Here is a 17,480-nt window from a genome sequence, read left to right on the forward strand (position 1 = left end):
ATGAATAGTTGTTTTAGAATGGGAGGTCGTCCTCTGTTTCCTGTGCTGTAGCTTTGTTGTTTTCGGCTTGTGCAGTAGCTTGTACTGTTTCCGTTTTTCTGCTACCTCCGTGCAGTTTGATGTTAGAGGTATGGAAATTTAATCCTGCTCTCGGTTCTCCGTCATTCCCAGTCCAAGCTCTCGTGCTTACCCTGCCAGATAGTTCTACCAAAGTCCCTTTTTGAGTAGCCTTGCTACGTTTGGCGTTATCCAATAGGAGCAGTCGAAATAGGTTGTCTGCTCAATGCGTTCGCCCTGCTTGTTACGGTAGCTGTCGTTTGTCGCTACTGAAAAGTTTACTACCTGTTTTTCCTGTGACGTTGTGCGTACTTCCGCATCTCTTGTCAATCTACCTGTGATGTTCATAATTTTCGATTTTACGTTGTTAAATTCCTGTTTGATTTTTTTGATTTGATTTATTCGGCAATGAGAGGAGGTGCTTGTTTTCGTTTCACTTTTTCCATTTCCAATGCTGATAATTTTCAATTCTGACATTTTTTTTATTCGTGTAAAGAGCCGGAGTATGCTTTGTATCGTTTCACGAGCATAAAAGGTTAGTGTTTAGCAGCAGCAAGGTTTTGCCAAAAAAATACTACCCTTGGGTGGAGATTATTTTGCAAACCCGGAGGGCATGACCTTGCTGTTGCGTTAAGAACACGATCATACCTTTGCTCTTGAAATGGGACAAAAACAGCATACCGGTTCTTGGATAAAAACTATGTGGAAGGTGGTGAAAATGGCATTGGGGAAATGGCCCGATGTGGTCAGAAAGCATGCAGCCATCGAGGCTGAATTTTAAAAGCACTTTTAAGTGCCCTGTTTTCCCTCAGGGTGGCCGCCGTTGGCCACGTAATGGAGATTGCTAAATGCTAAAAAGATGTTTGTAGTATGTTTTTTGGGCTCTCAGGTATGGGCATAAAAAAAGCAGGATCGTTAAATCCTGCTTTGATGTAAACACTAAAAATTATAAGGTGACAAGTTCAAATTCCTTTTCATCGGTAACAACTCCACCTGTAATAATATTTTCTTGCTGCATATTTACAAAAGCACTTTCTAGAGCCGCAAACTTTGGCGATACCAAGTCCATATCCTTACTTATTTTTTGACTGGTTATTTTCGCATATATCTGGGTGGTCGAAATATTCTTGTGTCCCATCATTTTACTAAGGCTTTCAAGGGGTACACCTTCCGTCAGGAACATTGTGGCGAAAGTATGCCTTGCCGTGTGAAAGGTCACCTTATTTTCAGTAATAATCTCCGCTTCGCCAATCAGTTTTTTAACGTGGTTGTTACAGGTTGCATTTGCTGGAACGGGAAATATAAATTCATTACGTGTGGTTCCCTGATATTTTTCTATCAGCAGTTTTGGAATTTCCATTAACCTGACGTTGGAAGCAACATCCGATTTCTTTCTCCTGCTTATGATCCATTGGTGACCGTCAAAGAATGACTGGATATTGCCTGATCTCAGCTTTTTAATATCAATGTATGAAAGCCCTGTGAAGCAACTGAAAATAAACAGGTCTTTTACAAGTTCGAACTTTGGGTCTGAAGTTTTTAGAAACATCAACTTTTCAACTCCCTCTTTGAGAAGATAGCTACGATCTGTTTCTTCCATGCTTATTTCATAATCCTCAAAAGGATTTTGACGTATCAGTCCTTTTTTGATGGCAAGGTCGGCAAGGGCAATAACCGGCATGGTATAAACCCAAACAGTATTGTGGGTGCAATCCTGGTCGATGCGTAGGAAGAAGTCAAACTCTCTGATAAATCTGCTGTTAATTCCCTAAAGGCCATATCATCCCTATGATAACGTTCCCTGATAAATATGCTAAGGTGGCTGTAAACAGTCTTGTACTTGTTATAGGTGTTCTGCGAACGTTTGCCTTTGCTAACCATTTTTTCAAAATCTGTATTCTGTTCCCTAAACACTTTAAGGATGGCATCGTCCATAACACCTACGCCGAGAAACGAAAGCTTAACTTTCTGTGAAGTTGCAAAACCTTCGTCTTTCAACATATCATCATAAATCTTATTGATACGTACTCGGATTTTATCCAATTTCTGGTTGGTGCTTAATGCCTGGTTGCTCTTGCCCAATACACGCCCATGTTTCAAATCCCAGCTATTGGGATCAATTTCCAGTTTGGCACCAAATGTTTTAGGGGTTCCGTCAATGGTAATCCTACCCATAATAGGGACATTACCGTTTTTCTTTGGTTCGTTTTTCTTCAAGTAAAATAATAGCTTGAAGGTAGATCTTTTCACTGTTTCCATAACTCAATTGTTTAATGTTTAAAATTAACTATCAATGAGTTACAAGGAAATATGAAAAATAATGCAAATTGCTGAATTATAACTATTTACACCAATCATTGCCAAGCTAAACAGGTAATGATTTAGTAACCTAACCATGTCATTTTAAGCCCAAAACCTACCGTACACCGACCTCCAACTTTAGACTACAATTTTAAAAACCGCTGTATAGTAACGGTTTTAACCGCTTTGCCTATTTTTGCTTTTTATTAATCTTTTTTTAATAAAATATTTTATTGATAATCAGCGTGTTATTGTATTGAAGGACATTTGTAGAACTATGTTTTTTGGCAACTTGATCTCATTTGTTTCAAATTTATACTAGAAACAAGAACGATTAAATGTAAGAGTCATAATGTGAATTTTGTTGTTGTTTTTTCATTTATAAATAATATATACCAATAAAACAATATTAATATTAAATTATGAAAACAAATTTGTTAACACTAATGCTGGCGTTATTTTCTTATGGCTTGTATTCCCAGGTTGGAATTCATACTTATATCCTTCAATCTCCTTATAGGCACTGGAGATAAGAAAGGTATTTCTGAGAAAAATGTTCTATAACACTAGTAAAAAGCCTAGTTGTTGGTTGGGATTCATTTGTATTATTGAGTGCTCTTGTAGTAATTCATTAAAATAAGTCAATCACAGTTTAATAGATTCTAAAAACACACCACTATATTATCAGAGCTCTGCCGCGTATTCTTCCCTCGTACCGGAGTAACAGGGCTCTTTATTAGAATAACATAAACATAAGTAATAGTATTTGCTTTACTTATAAAACTAAATAATACATATGCTATATAAAAAAATCCATATAGGAGAACTTATCAAAAGTAAAGTAGAGGAAATGGAAATTACAGTAAGGCATCTTGCAGAAGTGTTCAGGATTCCTGAAAATGCTGTTTTAGAAATGTTTACAAAACAAGAGCTTCCTACCGGAGATCTTCTGAAATGGTCTAAACTTCTGAGGTATGATTTTTTTAGAATATACTCTCAGCATTTGATTCTTTATACTCCTCAATATCCTAATCCGATTAAGAATAAAGAGAAATCCCAATCTATGCAGTTCAGAAAAAACATTTATTCTGATGAACTCATTGAATTTATATTAGAACTTATAAAAACAGGAAAAAAAACAAAACGGGAGGTTGTAAGTGATTACAGAATTCCTAAAACAACACTTTATAAATGGATTACAAAACATCAGATTGTGTCTGATTTTTAAGTAAATATTAATATAATGAGAGACGCTATAAGACCCGATTATAAGAAGCTTTATATGGATATACTAGAATTGAAATATCCTGAAAAGAAAGAAATATGTGCCGAAGTTCTGAATAAAGAAGAACTGGAAACCCTGGATGTCATTATGCTTAATACCATGATTTTTGGAGATCATAAAAGCAATCAGAATCAAAGGCATAAGTCTTATGATAAAAATTCAATTCTTGAAATTTTGAATTATCAGAAAAAAAATCCCTGTAGCAATAAAGATCTTTCACTTTTGTTTAAGATCAGTAGGAATACTATAACTAAATGGAAAAGAATCTATGTATAATTTCAGAATCTTTTTATTTTAAATTCAATTATAACCTTGATCTCAGAACTTTGATTCTGAGATTTTTTATTGATTAAAATATCAGTATTCCTACTTTCGTACATAATTTTTAGAAATATTACCCGTTTAAAAGGTCGTAGGCTTTATGATCGGAAGCATAAAATCCATTAAACAAATGTTTGTATTTTTAATATCAATGTTAGAGTATGTGATATGTTCAATACTTCTAGGACTAAACTAAGGAGATTAGAAAAATAAATAAAGAAGAAAAGATTAACTCTATTGATCATCAAATTGTATGAATAGCATCATTGATATAAATGGTGCTATTTTTTTAGTCTAAATTATAAGTGCTGTATTGAATGCATATTTTTATAAATTGGCTAAAATCCGAATGCAATCATTGTATAACCAGATTAACAGCCATTTTTTATGAGACATAGAGTATTGCCGTTTGCTTTTGGACTGAACTCTTTCTATTTGTCTTTTTTATATTTTCGGATGTTCTGGATTTCAGATGAAATAAAAACTGAAGTCCTTCTGACTTATAAATATATGCTGTATTCAGTGTTTATTGTTTTTCCTTTGTTTATTATCTCAACACTTATTCTTACTAAAGAGTTTAAAGCCGGATTGTTTCTAAAACTTTTTATTTGGCTGTTAGTAGCAGCGATGCCTGTTTTTTATTTTTGGTTCTTTGATTTAGTGAAAGAAGAAGAACTGCTTTACGGATACCTGATTACCTTGGTTCAGTGCCTGGTTCAGTCTAAAACAGTGAAAGATGATGAGATGATATCCCGGGTTGCCGGAGTTTTTTCTGCAAAGTTGATCCTGTGGTTTTTCATTTTACTGGTATCAATATTTTTTCATACATTCTATTCTGATCTCCCTGCAAATATGTTAGCAGGTGGAATCTATTATCTCTGTGTCGGAATTCTTGATACTCTCGTTGTTAGATATAAATTTCTTACTGAAAAATAACAATCGAAAAAAGATAGAAACATCATTATAAAAAAAGACACCATTTATTGAGAATGGTGTCTTGCTTGAAATATATTAAAATTGTTTTGTAAGGTTTTATCTATTCATTCTGTTTGATTTGGGGGTTATTATTAATCTCTTTATTTGGGATTTGGAACTTGAATTTATCCGGTGTCAGGTTAAATCTTCCAAATGTGTGGTTGGTTCCTGTATATATTCTTTCTAAAGGGGTATTTAATCGTTTCATATCAAACCACGCATAGCCTTCACCCCAAAGTTCAATTCTTTTTTGCAGGATGATTTCATTAATCAGATTGGCTCCTGTTTGGGTAGACAATGGGTAAGCTTTATCTCTTTTGGACGCGATTTCAAATAATACCTGTTTTGCTTCCGCTTCTCTTCCTTGTCTTGCCAGAGCTTCCGCTTCTATGTAATATAAGGAAGAAGCTCTGATGTAGATATAATCACCTTCAAACAAACTAGGGTCTTTAAACTTCCAGCTTACATAAGCAGGATAATTTTTGGTTTTTCCATTGAAGGTATATTTGGCTGGCTGACTTCCGTTAAAAACTTTTTTACGGTAATCTGTATTGGGAATTGCATCATACAGACGTTTGTCAATAAGCTTATAAATCTGAGCTGCTCCGGCATATCCCTCATTGGTATTATCAAACATTGAGAAGAAAGAAGCATAATAGTTTCCTGTACTCATGGTAGAAATCGTATTATGGAATCCCCAGATCACTTCAGGGTTACTGATATTGGAAAATCCGGTGGTTGTATAATCATCTTCATTCATTAGAGCAATCCCTTGCTTGCTGTCTGCAGCATATTTTCCAGCTTTTGCATAGTCTCCTGTTTGCAGGAATATTTCTGCGGCAATGGCTTTAGCTGTTCTTTGATCGATCTGAGCTCTTGATGGGCGTGCAAACTTTCCAAAAGAACAATAGATTCTTCAATATCCTGACCAATTTGTGAGTATACTTCTGCAACTGTAGATCTTGGAAGTCCCTGGCTGGGATTATTGGTGGTAAGAACCAAAGGAAGTCCCGGATCAGACTGATGTCCCTTATAATCATTAGCATAAAAACGGATCAGATAAAAATAAGAATAGGCTCTTAGAGCAAGTAATTGTCCCTTAATAGCTTTGTTTTTAGGACTTTCATCACCTTTTAAATCATTAAGTAATTTATTGATGATAAATATTCTTGCATAGAAGGTAGTCCATACAATTTCCGAAGCAATATTACTGGCATTGGTAGCTTCATAATTATAAAACATTCCCAAATGCTGATTTTTTGCTTGTATCAAATCATTGGACATTAAATCTGCACCTGCCTTTATTCCCATAATCCCGAAATCAGAGTGAGAACTAATGTTTCCTCCTGCGCCATTACTGCGAAGATCAAGATAAATTCCGCCCAGGATTTTTTCAGGCTTTGACTGGTCTTCATTCAGTTGCTCACCGGAGATATCTCCCTCCGGCAATGTATTAAGATCATTAGCACACCCGGTTGTAATAAGGCCTACGGCTAATGCTGATATAAAGTATTTTATTGTTTTCATAAATTCTTTTAAAATGTTAGTTTAAAACCAAGAGAAACACTGGATAATAAAGAATATTTGTAAGCATCCGATACCCCTGTTAATGAAGCTCTGGGATCATATCCTTTTCTCTTAGACCATAGATAGAGGTTATTTCCAGTCGCATAAATTTTTAATGCCGATAATCCGATTTGCTTTACAAAATCATCAGATAGCTGGTAGGATAATGTTACGTCCTGAAGGCTGATATAATCAGACTTAATCAGGTAAAGTGTAGAATTTCCGTTCTGGTTGCTGGAGTTCAGATCCACACGTGGAAGAGCCGCTGTCGGGTTTTCCGGAGTCCATGTTTTATCAAGATCAGTTGTATAGTTAGAACCATATGTGTCAGAATGGAACAGAGATCTGTAGATATCATCATATCCATATCCGCCAAACTGGTATGCAAATTAACCGACAGGTTCACTCTTTTATAAGTGATGTCTGTTCCAAACCCGCCATATACCTTTGGAATTGCTGATTTTCCGGTATTGTAATTGGTTGCCTCCTTATTGTCATTGGTAATGGTTTTTTCTATTTTTTGAGTAGCAGGATTAAATGTGTTTTTATACCATAATGCATCTCCATTCTCCGGATTTACTCCAGCAAATTCTTTTAAATAATAAGTATATCGGTCGCCGCCTTCAGCAAGAACAAACAATCCTGAAACCAATCCTGTAGCCCTTTGTTGCTCAGGTAATTTCGTAATCTTGTTTTTGTAATGAGTAGCGTTGGCATAGAAATTCCACTGAAGATCCTGTGTTTTGATGATATCTACGTTGATGTTAGCCTGAACCCCTTTGTTGTACATATCTCCAATATTTCCGTACTTTACGTATGGACCTGAATTGGATATCGCTAATGGAAGAGTATAGATCATATCTGATACCTTTCTTTCAAAGTAATCAGCATTTACATTCACTCTGTTATTGAATAGAGAAATTTCAAAACCGGCATTCAGGTTTTTGGACGTTTCCCATTTTAGATCTCTGTTTCCTTGTTTCTTTAAAGTAAGTACAGGTTTGCCATCTCCAAAATCATTGATTCCATAGATGTCCTGGTAAGCGTAGTAATCTCTGGTTGTACTGTTCAGTAAGATATTGTCATTACCTTGTTGTCCATAAGAAACTTTAGCTTCAATGCATTAATGACCTTGTTATCTTTAAGGAAATCTTCTTTGGCAACATTCCATGCTGCTCCCAGGCCATAGAAAGTACCCCATCTGCTTTCAGGAGCAAACACGGAAGAACCATCTCTACGTACATTGGCATTAAAGAAATACTTGCTGTCATAGTTGTATAATAATCTCGAAAAATATCCTTCTACAGCATATTCATATCCGTTTCCAGATAAATCTGTAATTTTTACAGCATTATCAAAAGACCATGATTCGGGAAGTAAGAGCTGTTGTTTAGTTCCGGAAAATCCTTCATTTTTTGTTTTATTCAATTCATGACCAACAAGGAGATTGAAGTTATGTTTATCGAATTTCTTTTGATAAGTAAGCAACTGCTGATGATTCAGGGTATAGTTAAATATCGATTCATGAGAAATGGTTCCACCCACAGATGAAGAAGTTCCGCCCAATGTATTTCCGAACTGAAGGTTTCTTAAGTTTTCAAGATAAGCTCCAAAGTTGTATGTGAAATCTAATCCTTTGATGATCTCATAATTTAAACCCAGATTGGCATTGGTGATATTACTGACTCTTTGAGATTTATCCTGTTGAAGATTTCCCACCGGGTTTTCAAAAACAGCATAAGATCGGGTAGCACCGTTTGGCCCTTGCCCGTCTCCATAATCATAGAGGGCATTTCCATGGTTATCATAAAGTCTTTGATAATTGTCATCTCTAAGAAAAACCGGATAGAAAGGAGCTATATTTCTGGCAAACTGAAACGGATTGGAAAAACCTCCTGTTTCTCCAAAATTCTGCTTGCTATACGTGTAGGAGAGGGCAGTAGCTAACTTTAATTTTTGAGTTATGGAATAATCTACGTTTGATCTGATCCCGAATCTTTCAAAACCAGAACCGATAAGATATCCTTTATCATCCAGGTAGTTCAAAGATGTATAAGATTTTACCTGCTCGCCACTGGCATTGATTCCTACTGTAGCTTCCCTTCTTAGAGCAGGCTTGAAAAGTAATTTTTTCCAATTATCCTGATAAAGGAGTTTTGCATTAGGATTAAAAGACCCATCCGGAGCGATCAGCTGGCTAAAAGGGACGTTATAAACATTGTAGCCCAGTCCGTTCAATGCAGAAAGCCCTACAGCATGTGGCGTAGTAGTAGGAACAGCACCCGGTTGCTTCTGTCTCGCAATTTCTCCGATTCTCCCTCTGTTATAATAGGCTGTATAGTAGTCCTGTGGTGAGGTATACACCGAATAATCCTCAATAGACCTGAAGTTTACTCCGGTTTTTACATCAATATCAACACTCAGTTTCTTATTTTTACCTCTTTTGGTATTTACAATAATAACCCCATTGGCTCCTCTTGAACCATATAAAGCATTAGACGAAGCATCTTCCAGAAAGGAAATACTCTCAATATCTGCTGAAGAAATACTGTTCAGGTCACCACTGTAAGGAATTCCGTCCAAGACGATTAAAGGATCACTGGATGCATTGATAGAACCAATTCCCCTCATTCTTATCGTAGGTTGAGAACCTGGTTGTCCGGAAGAGATCACCTGTACCCCAGCCACTTTACCGCCAATTCCCTGAAGAACATTTCCATTTTGAAGATTACCAAGGTCTTTAGCCTTTAAAGACTGTACAGATCCGGTGATCTCTTCTTTTTTCTGCTTTCCGAAGGCTACCACCACCACTTCTTTGATGGAAGTCTCCTGCGAAAGACTATCTTTTTTCTGTGCAAAGCCATATTCTGCGAATAACAGCACGGCCAATACACCAAGTTTGCATTGTTTTTTTCTCATTATATTAATCTTAGGTTTAAAAAATTGAATATGTGTATTACTCTTTGTCTTCCTGTTTTAGGAAAAATAAGTCCCCAGCCTCCCTTTTGTAAGGAGGTGTTAGAAAGAAAATGTTAAAATAGAGGAGGTGTACCCGGATTAAATAGGCCTTGAGCTTATCGGGCTTTAATTCCTACAATAATGTGCATATTTCTTTGGGAGTTATGGCATCATCATTTTACACATCATAGATCCAAAACACATATTCTTAGAAGTACTATTGTGCTGTGAAAGGCCATTTCCTGTACAACCCTGATGTTGTTCAGAAACTATAGCCATGATAGTGTATAGGTAAGAATTAAAGTCATTCTTATTCATGAGAATAGAGTTTATATTTTTTTACTGGGTCAAAATTATTTAATAATTCATAAAACTTTGTTAAAAAAGGATATGAGAAAAATCATATTAGTCTACTAATTTAGTGGGGTATTTGAAATTACGAATAAAATCTTTAATTTTTAAGCTTCTAATTGGTTGATAATTAAATTGTTATTTGTTTTAAGTGGTAGGTTGTAAAATTTTAAAAAAAATCATTTTTTGCAGATGAATAAAAATTAACGTAATAAGTCTATTGTTTTTGTAGACTTTTTGTGTATTTTAGATCTAATTTCATCTATGGGAGCTTTATCCCGTTATCTACTCATACTCCTCACGCTGAGCTAAGGCTTACGCATGTTGCGGGGTAACCGTTACTACCGGGGCTAGGGAAGGAAGATGAAAAATGTGTCGTTAAAAGTTTTATCATTTGTTTTTTTCAGATTGAAACTCTTTTACCAAAAAATTAATTTATATTTTTGACTACTGTATTGGCAAAGTATTTTTGTCAGATACAGGTTACTATTATTATGAGAAAATACCTTACCTATATTTTAATGTTGGGATTTCCTCTGTTGGGAGCCCAAACTAAAGTAGCTGAAAAGTCTACTTATCAGGATAAATGGACATTGCTGGATAAAGAAAATGCAGCCATGGCCTTTGATGCAGATGTGAAATTATCCGAAGCCGAGATCAATTTAGATAAAAAAATATTTCAGATCAGGAAGCAGTTTATTCTTGAAACTGAAAAACAGCATATTCCTCTATATAATCGTTCTTTTAATGAAATAAAACCATTGATAGAATCCAGCAAGTTGTTCAAAGTCATTCAAACAATGCCTAAAGGAGGGCTTCTGCATACGCATAGTGGTGGTTTAGCCAATGCTGGATGGTTGATTACAACGGTTAGAAAATATAAAGAATGCTATGTGTATGACCAAAAAGACAATGATAAATTTATTTTCGGTCAGCTAGGATTCTTTGAAAACGGAAAAGTTCCGAAAGGATTTGTTAATCTAGATCAAAAATTGAACTCAGATCCTGGTTTTGAAAAAGAATTGCATGATCTTCTTCTTTTAAAGAGGGATAATCTTTGTTCTTATACAGATTATTGGATTGAGTTTGAGAAACGTTTCCAACGCGTCAACTTGTTATTACCTTACCGTCCTTTCTTTAAAGAATATTATCTAAAAGGTTTCCAGGATTTAGCTAAAGATAATGTACAGCATGTTGAAATAAGATATGTTTTTGATGAATTGTATGATTTTGAACATGGAAAATATCCATTGGAAAAATCCATTACAGATTTGCAGGATATTGTAAAGCAGATGAAACAGTCAACCCCGCAGTTTAGTCTGAAGCTGATTTATTCAAGCTTTAAATTTTTAGACTCTGATAGCATTGAAAAACAACTTGAAATTGCGTTTAAATTGAAAAAGCAATTTCCGGATTTAATTTCCGGATTTGACCTTGTTGCTGATGAAGCTGCCGGAAACAGCATTAATTCTTTCCAGAAAAACTGGATGAAAATCAATGAAATCACTAAAAAATCGGGAGTAGAAATGCCTTTGTTCCTGCATGCGGGGGAAAGTACTTCTATTTTCAATAAAAATATATTGGATATTACTTTATTGAATAACCAGAGAATTGGACATGGTCTTAATCTGATTTACTTTCCAAAATCAATGGAGCTGATTAAGAAACAGAATAAATTGGTGGAAGTAAGTCCGATCAGTAACCAGATTCTGGGATATGTGAGCGATATGAGAAATCATCCGGCAAGAGTGATGTTGAGCAACGGAATACAGTGTTCCATTAATAGTGATGATCCTGCTGTATATGGTTATGAAGGATTAAGTTATGACTTTTGGATGGCCTATGTATCTTGGGAATTGGATCTAAAAGCCTTGAAAAAACTGGTCTTTAATTCAATCAATTATTCCTCCTTAAATGCGAATGAGAAAAAACAATCTCTGGAATCTCTGAATAGACAGTGGAATGATTTTGTTCAAAAGGCAAACAGAGAATTAAATTAATATTATGTAATGCAACTGAGCGCGTTAAGCATTTTTAGAGTGAAATGATTGTTGTGTTCATCATGTTATTTCCCGTTTTTAAGATAGAATTATATAAAAATTAAAGGTGAGCTTAGAAACTCACCTTATTTTATACGATAACGTTTTGGGATTTGCTTTTTTAAAATACAGGTTTCCTTTACTTAGTTATAGTTATTTTTTTAGCCTTTGCAAATCTAAATCCTGAAAGTCGAAACTGAAGTCTATATTCGGGGATATTCCCTTCATTTTTATGCTTTGTGCTTTTCCGTTTTCATCTAAATTAAACATAGCAAAGGCATCACAGTTCATATCCTTATAATTCCATTTAATTGCAAAAGTATTTGCTTTATAAAAACTCATGGGGCCGTTTAGTTTTGGTGAACGGTAAGATTTAAACCATAATTGATCTCCTTTTAAGAAGACTTCAATTTTTCCAAACCATTTATCCTCATACAGTCCAATTAAATCCTCATTTTTTATTGTTGTATTTTTTGCTTTGCTTACTGTTTCCCAAACCTTTTTAGTGACATCATCTCCAGATTTTTTTTGAGATTGAAGGTATGCAGCATATTTATCTACCCACCCGTAATTGTTGAGCCCTAAATAACTGTCAATAATGGTTTGACTTACCGCAGAAAAAAGACCAGAGCCCCCATTTTCTGTATTGGTGAGAATAACAATACCCAAATTTAAATCAGGAATCATGGTAACAATAGAAAGCATTCCAGGTAGCCCGCCGGTGTGAGAAACGTTGAGATTGCCTTTCATATCAGATAAATTCCAGCCTAAACCATACCCATTAAAATGTTGGTTATACCTCGGGTTAGGGTTGATTTGGTCAACAGTATGGATGGTCCACATCTCATTTTGCCTTTCCTTTGTGAAAAGCTGTTGGCTTAAACCGGAACCATATTTACCCTTGTTTAGCTGAACAAGCATCCATTTGGACATGTCATCAACATTAGAGATTATCCCTCCGGCAGCCCCATTAACCATTGCTCCATATAAAGATATTTTTGGATGGTTCCCGATTCTGTGGAATGGGGGGAAGCCATTAAATTGATATCTTTTACCTGACTGATAGAACTGAAAGAATTTTGCATTTGCAATGGTTCCATAATACGCTTTTGAATAAAGGTTTCCCAATTCATTCCACTTACTCTGGCAATAACTTCACCCGCCACCAAATACAGTTGATTATCATAATTAAACTGGGTTCGGAAACCTGAAACAGGGGTGAAATACTGGAAAGACTTTATCACATCTTTAATAGAAAAGTCTGTACCGTCAGGAAACATCATTAAGTCCCCGGCACCTAAACCAAGTCCACTACGGTGACACAATAGATCTTCTATAGTGAAATTTTCTGTCACATAATCATTGTACATTTTAAATTCAGGGATATATTTTTTGACATTATCATCCCAGGAAAGCTTTCCCTCATCTACTAAAATAGATAATGCAGCAGTTGTAAAAGCCTTGCTGTTGGATGCAATTTCAAAGTTCGTATGCTCATCAATAGGTGATTTTGTATCTATTGATTTTATACCGTAACCTTTTTTGTGAATTATCTTTCCATCCTTTACAATGGCTACAGCTGCTCCTGCAACATGGAACTTTTCCATTGCATTATCAACGAGTACATCTACTTCTTTGGAGGTTATTTGAGCGGATAAATTGCTACTTGTAAATAGGGTAGTAATGGTAATGATGACTAGAGACAATTTTATTTTTGTCATAATTGATTATTTTATATCATGGTTTTGTTACCTACTAATCCTCTCGATTTGAGGTAAGTAGATATTAGTAGGGTCAAATCTATTGATTAATGTCCTGATAGCAAAATATAAAACTAACTTTATATTATACATGAAAGCCAAATGAGGGAAAAAGATATAAAAGTGAATAAATAAGTACACCTTTTTCAAATATTAAATATATTTTTGAAGAAAACGTATAATCTATTGAAAATGGAAAATTTTAACAGGAAAGCCCAAGCCGGAGCAGTTGCTTATTTTCGTCACTGTATAAAAAATGGGGATGTTGAAGGTGCTCTGAGTTGTTTTGACCCTGAAGGTGTTTACATTGATCGTGACGGGAAAGAATTAAGAGGACTTGAACAAATACAAGTGGCTATGGAGAATATATGCGGGCTAAAACTGAATATACAGGGAGAAACGCCTCATATTACAGAGATTAATGAGCTTGCCCTGTGGATTGACCGTTGGGAAATGAGCGGGAATACTCCTGATGGGCAAGCCATAAAAATGACAGGTCATACTTCCTGTGTTATGAAAAGAAATGAAGCCGGTAATTGGTTATGGATCATTGACAATCCGTTTGGCTCTGCAGTTTTGAGTCATTAGTTCTGCAATTTTTAAGATAATAACTCCGGCAGGCATCGTAGATGCCTGCCGGAGTTATAGTTATCCTCAATTTTTCTTAATTGTTTTTTAACATTCTATTCCTGTATTTACATATAGTAATTTCCAAAACAGAGATTCTGTTACAACATTCCTTGATTCGGATACACAAATCCCTGATCCTTTTCTGAACTTTGTCCTACCAAAAATAACAGAGTATAATATTAATCAGAAATTAAAGCAATATGCAAACAATATTAGGTGCCAATGGACAGATTGGTGAAGAGCTGGCAAGAGAATTAAAGAAACTTTACTTCAGATATTCGAATTGTCAGCAGAGATGCAAAAAAAGTAAATGATACCGATGAGGTATTTTCCGCAGATTTATCTATTCGTGAAAAAGCCATTGAAGCAGTAAAAGGAAGTGAGATTGCTTACTTTACACTAGGTCTTCCGATAAGTTCGGATCTTTGGGAAAAACAATTTCCATTAATTCTTCAAAATGTCATTGATGCCTGCAAGATTAACGGAACAAAGCTGGTATTTTTTGATAATACCTATATGTATCCACAAGATGGTCGCGTTTTGAATGAAAATACAGTATTTGATCCCGTGGGAAGAAAAGGACGAGTAAGACGGAAAATGGCCGAAATGGTATTGAGAGAAATAGAATCCGGTGAGCTGGAGGCCGTAATCTGCCGAGCTCCTGAATTTTATGGCCCTGGAAAAACACAGAGTATTACCAATACACTGGTTTTTAATAATATCAAAGAAGGAAAAAAACTAAAAGTTCCACTAAGTACAACTAAAAAAAGAAGCCTCATCTGGACACCGGACGCGAGCCGCGCTACAGCTTTAATTGGAAATACACCAGATGCATTTGGACAAACCTGGCATTTACCAGTGGATAAAAGCCATCCAACCTATAACGAATTTATCGGAATGGCTTCCGGAATTTATGGTAAAGATCTGAAATATTCGGCTGTACCTAAGTTTATATTTAGGATCGGTGCTTTATTTAATAAACAAGTAAAGGAATTATTGGAGCTGCTTCCAAGATATGAGCATGATAATATCTTTGATGATTCAAAGTTTAGAGCACGATTTCCTGAATTTCAGGTGACTACTTATAAACAAGGGATCAGCCAGATTAAAAGTGAACAGCTTTCCGCAAAATAATAAAATTGTAACTTAGTATGAGTTATCTTTTTTAACCCCATAGATTTCTATGTTGTTTAAAAAATATAAATTAGAAAATCAGTAATGAAAACACCCATAAAGATTTCATCAATCAATGCAATGCATCAGGTTCTGGGATTGAAAAAGCCATCAAACCCATTGATCAGTGTATTCAGTTTTAATGATGTGAAATTAAAATCAGAGACGATCCTCAGTGCAGTAATAACAGATTTTTATGCTGTAGCCCTTAAGAAAGACTGTGCAGGGGGCAAGTTTAAATATGGCCAGCAGTATTATGATTTTGATGAAGGGATTATGTATTTTACCGCTCCACAACAGGTCTTACAATTTGAAGATGTTCTTCTGAATGAAGTGGAAGGTTTTGTATTGGTTGTACATCCTGATTTTCTTCAAAGCTATCCTCTGGCATCCAAAATTAAAGACTATGGCTTTTTCTCCTATACCGCTAATGAAGCCCTGTTTCTTGCTGAGAAAGAAGAAAAATCGATTATGGATATTATAGAGAATATAGGCCAGGAGATAGAAGCCAATATGGATTCTTTTACACAGGATCTACTGGTGTCAAACCTGGATCTGTTATTGAAATATTGCGACCGTTTTTACAATCGTCAGTTTTTAACCCGTAAAAAAGTGAATAACGATTTGCTTTCAAAGCTGGAAACATTGTTGGATGAGTGTTTTAAAAATGATCAATTGATTGAAAATGGTATTCCTACCGTTCACTTTGTTGCAGAACAACTGAATCTGAGTGCCAATTATCTCAGTGATATGCTTCGGGTGCAAACCGGACAGACTACCCAACAGCATATTCAGAATCGGTTGATTGAAAAAGCTAAAGAACTTCTTTCCACAACAGAAACGTCAGTTTCAGAAATCGCTTATCAATTGGGATTTGAACATCCGCAGTCTTTCCATCGATTGTTTAAAAACCGAACTTCTTTTTCACCATTAGAATTCAGAGCCTCTTTTAACTAAATTATTTGAACCACAAAAGAATATAAACACTTAAGTTTTTGAAAATCTTTGATTTTCCTCTTATGTGAACTTTTTATACAGGAGCATTTTAAGCTAACTTAAGTGAACTAAAGTGTTTTAAATAAAATCTTTTGTGACTTTTTTGGTTAGAAAATCTTCTAAAGTAATTATTGAAAATTCAGATTACGTTACATTTTCCAGAATTAAGTTACAATAAACACCGTGTTTCTACCGAATGTTGCAATACTAAAATCAAAGAGATGAGTACATTAAAGATCTTGATCATTGTCACCAATGTCAGCATGTATGCCAGTGGCAAATTGGAAACAGGTTTATGGCTCAGTGAGCTGACGCACATCTATCATGCTGCAAAAGAAAAAGCATATGAAATGACGATTGCCAGTCCTAAAGGCGGAAATATTCCGGTAGATCCTGAAAGCCTGAAATATTTTACTCTTGACAAAGTTTCTACAGCCTATTGGAATGATCTTTCTTTTCGGAAATTATTGAGGAACAGTCGCAGTTTAGCAGAGATTTCTGATTTACAATATGACCTGGTGTATTTAGCAGGCGGTCATGGAACAATGTACGATTTTCCGGACGATGCTATGATGCAATTTATTATTAAAAAGCAATATGAAAGTGGTAGAATAGTGGCAGCCATCTGTCATGGAGTGGGAGGATTATTGAATGTAAGACTTTCTAACGGCGAATACCTCATCAAAGGGAAATCTATGACCGGTTTCGACTGGTTTGAAGAAACTCTTGCCGGAAGAAAAAAAGAAGTGCCATTCAACCTCGAAGCTGCCATCAAAGAAAGAGGTGCTCATCTAAAAAAAGCATTGATACCCATGACTTCTCATGTAATTGTTGACGGAAATTTGATTACAGGACAAAATCCATTCAGCTCAAAAGAAATGGCTCGGGTTGTGATGAGTGCCATACAAAATAGCTAGTTCCTCCTTTAGAAAAATAAAGAGTACTCTTTTGCACTGAAATAACTTCATAATTATAGATTCTCTCCAAGTAGATGTATAACCGCTTTATCCGAGACTTTAATTTGAAATGAATCGACTATAGGGTGTTTATAAAATATGCCCATATTCA

General features: G+C 35.3%; 15 protein-coding genes and 3 pseudogenes. 8 read left to right on the top strand and 10 right to left on the bottom strand.

Features of this window, described 5'->3' with window-relative positions; genetic code table 11:
• Nucleotides 1–13 precede the first annotated feature (13 nt).
• Nucleotides 14–405 (bottom strand): annotated as a pseudogene (locus QWZ06_RS08550) (single-stranded DNA-binding protein).
• A gap of 685 nt (nucleotides 406–1,090) precedes the next feature.
• A pseudogene (locus tag QWZ06_RS08555) lies at nucleotides 1,091–2,316 on the bottom strand (site-specific integrase); the annotation flags it as partial.
• Between the two features lie 838 nt (nucleotides 2,317–3,154).
• On the opposite strand from QWZ06_RS08555, the gene QWZ06_RS08560 reads away from it, so the two are divergent.
• The 3 genes from QWZ06_RS08560 to QWZ06_RS08570 all read left to right on the top strand — a co-directional run bounded on the left by QWZ06_RS08560 (nucleotide 3,155) and on the right by QWZ06_RS08570 (nucleotide 4,900).
• Nucleotides 3,155–3,586, top strand: coding sequence for a transposase (locus QWZ06_RS08560; protein ID WP_290297219.1), 432 nt, complete (start codon nucleotides 3,155–3,157; stop codon nucleotides 3,584–3,586).
• Between the two features lie 54 nt (nucleotides 3,587–3,640).
• Entirely contained in the window at nucleotides 3,641–3,919 is a 279-nt protein-coding gene (locus tag QWZ06_RS08565) for a helix-turn-helix domain-containing protein (RefSeq protein ID WP_290297221.1), read from the top strand.
• Between the two features lie 432 nt (nucleotides 3,920–4,351).
• Nucleotides 4,352–4,900: a hypothetical protein gene (locus tag QWZ06_RS08570; RefSeq protein ID WP_290297223.1), complete on the top strand. Its 549-nt coding sequence runs from the start codon at nucleotides 4,352–4,354 to the stop codon at nucleotides 4,898–4,900.
• A gap of 100 nt (nucleotides 4,901–5,000) precedes the next feature.
• Here QWZ06_RS08570 and QWZ06_RS08575 read toward each other — a convergent pair whose 3' ends face one another.
• The 6 genes from QWZ06_RS08575 to QWZ06_RS08600 form a co-directional block, all read right to left on the bottom strand.
• The gene (locus tag QWZ06_RS08575) at nucleotides 5,001–5,699 is read right to left on the bottom strand and encodes a RagB/SusD family nutrient uptake outer membrane protein (RefSeq protein WP_290297225.1); all 699 of its coding nucleotides are present in this window, start codon (nucleotides 5,697–5,699) and stop codon (nucleotides 5,001–5,003) included.
• Complete coding sequence (locus QWZ06_RS08580) at nucleotides 5,699–6,466, bottom strand: RagB/SusD family nutrient uptake outer membrane protein (RefSeq protein WP_290297227.1); 768 nt, start codon at nucleotides 6,464–6,466, stop codon at nucleotides 5,699–5,701. The genes QWZ06_RS08575 and QWZ06_RS08580 overlap by 1 nt, the downstream gene beginning before the upstream one ends.
• An 8-nt stretch (nucleotides 6,467–6,474) precedes the next feature.
• On the bottom strand, nucleotides 6,475–6,756 hold the full coding sequence (locus QWZ06_RS08585) for a hypothetical protein (RefSeq protein ID WP_290297230.1): 282 nt from the start codon (nucleotides 6,754–6,756) through the stop codon (nucleotides 6,475–6,477).
• Nucleotides 6,747–7,625, bottom strand: coding sequence for a TonB-dependent receptor domain-containing protein (locus tag QWZ06_RS08590; protein WP_353960007.1), 879 nt, complete (start codon nucleotides 7,623–7,625; stop codon nucleotides 6,747–6,749). Before QWZ06_RS08590 ends, QWZ06_RS08585 begins: the two co-directional genes overlap by 10 nt.
• The gene (locus QWZ06_RS08595) at nucleotides 7,574–9,424 is read right to left on the bottom strand and encodes a SusC/RagA family TonB-linked outer membrane protein (RefSeq protein WP_290297233.1); all 1,851 of its coding nucleotides are present in this window, start codon (nucleotides 9,422–9,424) and stop codon (nucleotides 7,574–7,576) included. Before QWZ06_RS08595 ends, QWZ06_RS08590 begins: the two co-directional genes overlap by 52 nt.
• A 201-nt stretch (nucleotides 9,425–9,625) precedes the next feature.
• The gene (locus tag QWZ06_RS08600; RefSeq protein WP_290297235.1) at nucleotides 9,626–9,781 is read right to left on the bottom strand and encodes a hypothetical protein; all 156 of its coding nucleotides are present in this window, start codon (nucleotides 9,779–9,781) and stop codon (nucleotides 9,626–9,628) included.
• A gap of 476 nt (nucleotides 9,782–10,257) precedes the next feature.
• Between QWZ06_RS08600 and QWZ06_RS08605 the strand changes: the two genes are divergently transcribed.
• Entirely contained in the window at nucleotides 10,258–11,814 is a 1,557-nt protein-coding gene (locus QWZ06_RS08605; RefSeq protein WP_290297237.1) for an amidohydrolase family protein, read from the top strand.
• A 192-nt stretch (nucleotides 11,815–12,006) separates the two neighbouring features.
• Here the strand turns inward: QWZ06_RS08605 and QWZ06_RS08610 are convergent, their stop codons facing one another.
• Together QWZ06_RS08610 and QWZ06_RS08615 are read right to left on the bottom strand one after the other, a co-directional pair.
• Nucleotides 12,007–12,831, bottom strand: coding sequence for a serine hydrolase (locus QWZ06_RS08610; protein ID WP_290297239.1), 825 nt, complete (start codon nucleotides 12,829–12,831; stop codon nucleotides 12,007–12,009).
• The gene (locus tag QWZ06_RS08615) at nucleotides 12,804–13,574 is read right to left on the bottom strand and encodes a serine hydrolase domain-containing protein (RefSeq protein ID WP_290297240.1); all 771 of its coding nucleotides are present in this window, start codon (nucleotides 13,572–13,574) and stop codon (nucleotides 12,804–12,806) included. The genes QWZ06_RS08610 and QWZ06_RS08615 overlap by 28 nt, the downstream gene beginning before the upstream one ends.
• Before the next feature lie 231 nt (nucleotides 13,575–13,805).
• On the opposite strand from QWZ06_RS08615, the gene QWZ06_RS08620 reads away from it, so the two are divergent.
• From QWZ06_RS08620 to QWZ06_RS08635, 4 genes and pseudogenes are all read left to right on the top strand, one after another.
• Nucleotides 13,806–14,201: a YybH family protein gene (locus tag QWZ06_RS08620; RefSeq protein WP_290297241.1), complete on the top strand. Its 396-nt coding sequence runs from the start codon at nucleotides 13,806–13,808 to the stop codon at nucleotides 14,199–14,201.
• Between the two features lie 242 nt (nucleotides 14,202–14,443).
• Nucleotides 14,444–15,377: pseudogene (locus QWZ06_RS08625) on the top strand (NAD-dependent epimerase/dehydratase family protein).
• 84 nt (nucleotides 15,378–15,461) lie between these two features.
• Nucleotides 15,462–16,373, top strand: coding sequence for a helix-turn-helix domain-containing protein (locus QWZ06_RS08630; RefSeq protein ID WP_290297244.1), 912 nt, complete (start codon nucleotides 15,462–15,464; stop codon nucleotides 16,371–16,373).
• A gap of 260 nt (nucleotides 16,374–16,633) precedes the next feature.
• Nucleotides 16,634–17,329 carry a type 1 glutamine amidotransferase domain-containing protein gene (locus QWZ06_RS08635; protein ID WP_290297246.1) on the top strand — a complete coding sequence of 232 codons (696 nt, stop codon included), beginning with the start codon at nucleotides 16,634–16,636 and terminating at the stop codon, nucleotides 17,327–17,329.
• Nucleotides 17,330–17,480 lie beyond the last annotated feature (151 nt).

The organism is Chryseobacterium tructae, from assembly GCF_030409875.1.
Classification (GTDB): Bacteria; Bacteroidota; Bacteroidia; order Flavobacteriales; family Weeksellaceae; genus Chryseobacterium; species Chryseobacterium tructae.

Excerpts from the sequence above, each read along its gene's own strand:
- QWZ06_RS08615 (WP_290297240.1), bottom strand. The coding sequence starts at position 13,574 with ATGACAAAAATAAAATTGTCTCTAGTCATCATTACCATTACTACCCTA.
- QWZ06_RS08600 (WP_290297235.1), bottom strand. The coding sequence starts at position 9,781 with ATGAATAAGAATGACTTTAATTCTTACCTATACACTATCATGGCTATA.
- QWZ06_RS08575 (WP_290297225.1), bottom strand. The coding sequence starts at position 5,699 with ATGAATGAAGATGATTATACAACCACCGGATTTTCCAATATCAGTAAC.
- QWZ06_RS08620 (WP_290297241.1), top strand. The coding sequence starts at position 13,806 with ATGGAAAATTTTAACAGGAAAGCCCAAGCCGGAGCAGTTGCTTATTTT.
- QWZ06_RS08565 (WP_290297221.1), top strand. The coding sequence starts at position 3,641 with ATGGATATACTAGAATTGAAATATCCTGAAAAGAAAGAAATATGTGCC.
- QWZ06_RS08630 (WP_290297244.1), top strand. The coding sequence starts at position 15,462 with ATGAAAACACCCATAAAGATTTCATCAATCAATGCAATGCATCAGGTT.
- QWZ06_RS08570 (WP_290297223.1), top strand. The coding sequence starts at position 4,352 with ATGAGACATAGAGTATTGCCGTTTGCTTTTGGACTGAACTCTTTCTAT.
- QWZ06_RS08635 (WP_290297246.1), top strand. The coding sequence starts at position 16,634 with ATGAGTACATTAAAGATCTTGATCATTGTCACCAATGTCAGCATGTAT.
- QWZ06_RS08610 (WP_290297239.1), bottom strand. The coding sequence starts at position 12,831 with ATGGTTAATGGGGCTGCCGGAGGGATAATCTCTAATGTTGATGACATG.
- QWZ06_RS08560 (WP_290297219.1), top strand. The coding sequence starts at position 3,155 with ATGCTATATAAAAAAATCCATATAGGAGAACTTATCAAAAGTAAAGTA.
- QWZ06_RS08595 (WP_290297233.1), bottom strand. The coding sequence starts at position 9,424 with ATGAGAAAAAAACAATGCAAACTTGGTGTATTGGCCGTGCTGTTATTC.
- QWZ06_RS08580 (WP_290297227.1), bottom strand. The coding sequence starts at position 6,466 with ATGAAAACAATAAAATACTTTATATCAGCATTAGCCGTAGGCCTTATT.